Origin of the sequence: Cellulomonas algicola (genome assembly GCF_003851725.1) — a bacterium.
Taxonomy (GTDB): domain Bacteria; phylum Actinomycetota; class Actinomycetes; order Actinomycetales; family Cellulomonadaceae; genus Cellulomonas; species Cellulomonas algicola.
Window position 1 is genome coordinate 1 of sequence record NZ_BHYL01000232.1, and the last position, 2,067, is coordinate 2,067.

The following is a 2,067-nucleotide window of genomic DNA, read 5'->3' on the forward strand; positions in this document are numbered from 1 at the left end:
CGGGCGCGCCCGACGAGGAGGACGCGCCCTGGTACGCCCGCATCCCCGCCGTGCGGCAGGTCATGGAGGAGGGCTGGGACCTCGACCCCGTGACGATCCTGGTCGGGGAGAACGGCGCCGGGAAGTCGACGCTCGTCGAGGCGCTCGCCCTCAGCCGCGACATGGGACCCGAGGGCGGCTCGATCGGGTCCGCGCACTCGACGCGCCCGACGGAGGCCGAGCTGCGGTTCCGGCTCGTGCGCGACGTCGGGGCCGGGCGGTTCGGCTTCTTCCTGCGCGCCGAGACGATGCACTCCTTCTACACGTACCTCGAGGAGAACCCGGGCATGCGCCCGGAGCCGCGGTTCCACGAGATGTCGCACGGCGAGTCGTTCCTGTCGCTCGTCGGCGACCGCATGTTCAAGCCGGGGCTGTACCTGCTCGACGAGCCCGAGGCGGCGCTGTCGTTCACCGGCTGCCTCGCGCTGCTCGCGCACCTGCACGACCTCGTCCGGTCGCCCGGGTCGCAGGTCGTCCTGTCGACGCACTCGCCGATCCTCGCGGCGCTGCCCGGCGCGACGGTCTGGGAGGTCGGCGAGTGGGGGATGCGGCGGTGCGACTGGGACGACCTCGACCTCGTCCAGCGGTGGCGCGGGTTCCTCGACGACCCGCACCGCTACCTGCGGCACGTCCTGGACTGACGGCCGTCGCCGCGCGCGTGTCCGGGCCGGTGCGCCGCTCGGCCGTGCGCGAGGGCGTCCCCACGTCCGTTAGGCTGGTGGGCAGACCCCTCGTGCGGCGTCATCTCGCTGAACCCCCCCAGGGCCGGAAGGCAGCAAGGGCAGGTGAGCTCTGGCGGGTGTGCGAGGGGTCCTTCACGTCCCGGGCGGGATCCGGGAGGATCACGCCTCGGGCGACGAGCGCTCCCGTCGCGTCCACTGCGCGAGGTAGGAGCCCGCGGCGGCGACCACGACGAGCGCGAGGACGAACCCCGCGGCGCCCAGCACCAGGACGGTGGTGTGCCAGAACGTCATCTCCTGCTGCCTCTCGCGCGTCGTGAGCCGTCGTCGAACCTATCGACGGGCGCGCGCCGCCCGACAGGGACCGACGTCCCGCGGGTGGGGTGAACCGTCGCGACGACGGCGCGTCAGGCGGGCTCGGGGTCGCGCAGGGCGAGGCGCGTGAACGTCTGCGCGGCGCCCGCCTCACGCTTGAGCCGGCGGACGAGGCGGTCGAGCGACGCGGGGTCCGCGACGAGCGCGTGCAGCAGGTAGTCGTACGAGCCGGTCACGTGCACCGCGTCGAGGACCTGCGGGAAGCCGGGCGCGCGTCGCAGCGCCGCCTGGAAGTCCTCGTTGGTCGTCTCCGGCGCCAGGCGCACCTCGATGAACACCTCGAGCCCGCCGACGGGCGCTCCCGCAGGTGCGCGGCCGGTGACGATCGTGAAGCCGCGGATCGTGCCGTCGTCCACCAGGCGGCGCACGCGTGCCGCCGCGGCGTTCGCGGAGAGGCCCACGCGCGCGCCGAGCTCGCGGAACGGCAACCGCGCATCCGCGGTCAGCTCTCGAAGGATCGCGTCGTCGATGACGTCCACGGCGCACATTCTCGCAGTCCGACGACGACTTGCGCAGCGGACCGTCGACGCGCGCCGCACGACGGGACGATCCTGGTCGGCGTGGACGTGACCTCCGCCCTGCTGCTCGGTGCGCTCGCCGGGCTCGCCGTCGCCGTGCCGGTCGGGCCGATCGGGGTGCTGCTGCTGCGCGAGGGCGTCGTGCACGGGACGCGCGTCGCGATCGGCGCCGGGCTCGGCGTGGCGACCGTCGACCTGCTGTACGCGACCGTCGCCGTCGCCGCGGGGGCACCCGTCGGACGGGTCGTCGCCCAGCACGAGCACGTCGTGCGGTGGGTGGCCGCCGCGGTGCTCGTCGTCGTCGCCGTGCTCGCGCTCCGCGCGTGGTGGCGTGACCGCGCGAGCACCTCGCACGCGACCGTCCCGGCCGCGCCGCGCGAGACGGGGGCGTCCGAGCCGGCCGTGCCCGGCCAGACAGGCGTGGCCGTCGCGGCCGTGCCCGTGGAGCCGCGCGC

Annotated in this window: 4 protein-coding genes and 1 other RNA gene; 3 read left to right on the top strand and 2 right to left on the bottom strand. The window is 75.0% G+C overall.

All coding sequences use genetic code 11. From position 1 onward, the window contains the following. Window positions 1–680 (top strand): AAA family ATPase (locus CTKZ_RS14605; RefSeq protein ID WP_124343630.1); only part of this gene is annotated, 680 nt, incomplete at its 5' end. Between the two features lie 81 nt (window positions 681–761). Beyond that, window positions 762–858: signal recognition particle sRNA small type (gene ffs, locus CTKZ_RS14610), an RNA gene on the top strand. 23 nt (window positions 859–881) lie between these two features. Here the strand turns inward: ffs and CTKZ_RS22610 are convergent. Both CTKZ_RS22610 and CTKZ_RS14615 read right to left on the bottom strand, forming a co-directional pair. Further along, window positions 882–1,013: a hypothetical protein gene (locus CTKZ_RS22610; RefSeq protein WP_255490122.1), complete on the bottom strand. Its 132-nt coding sequence runs from the start codon at window positions 1,011–1,013 to the stop codon at window positions 882–884. A gap of 113 nt (window positions 1,014–1,126) precedes the next feature. After that, complete coding sequence (locus tag CTKZ_RS14615) at window positions 1,127–1,582, bottom strand: Lrp/AsnC family transcriptional regulator (RefSeq protein ID WP_200829759.1); 456 nt, start codon at window positions 1,580–1,582, stop codon at window positions 1,127–1,129. Between the two features lie 72 nt (window positions 1,583–1,654). On the opposite strand from CTKZ_RS14615, the gene CTKZ_RS14620 reads away from it, so the two are divergent. Beyond that, window positions 1,655–2,067: LysE family transporter (locus CTKZ_RS14620; protein WP_160142909.1), on the top strand; the 413-nt coding region annotated here is incomplete at its 3' end.

What these genes read in the sequence shown, in the direction of transcription:
- CTKZ_RS22610 (WP_255490122.1), bottom strand. Translation starts at nt 1,013, where the DNA reads ATGACGTTCTGGCACACCACCGTCCTGGTGCTGGGCGCCGCGGGGTTC.
- CTKZ_RS14615 (WP_200829759.1), bottom strand. Translation starts at nt 1,582, where the DNA reads ATGTGCGCCGTGGACGTCATCGACGACGCGATCCTTCGAGAGCTGACC.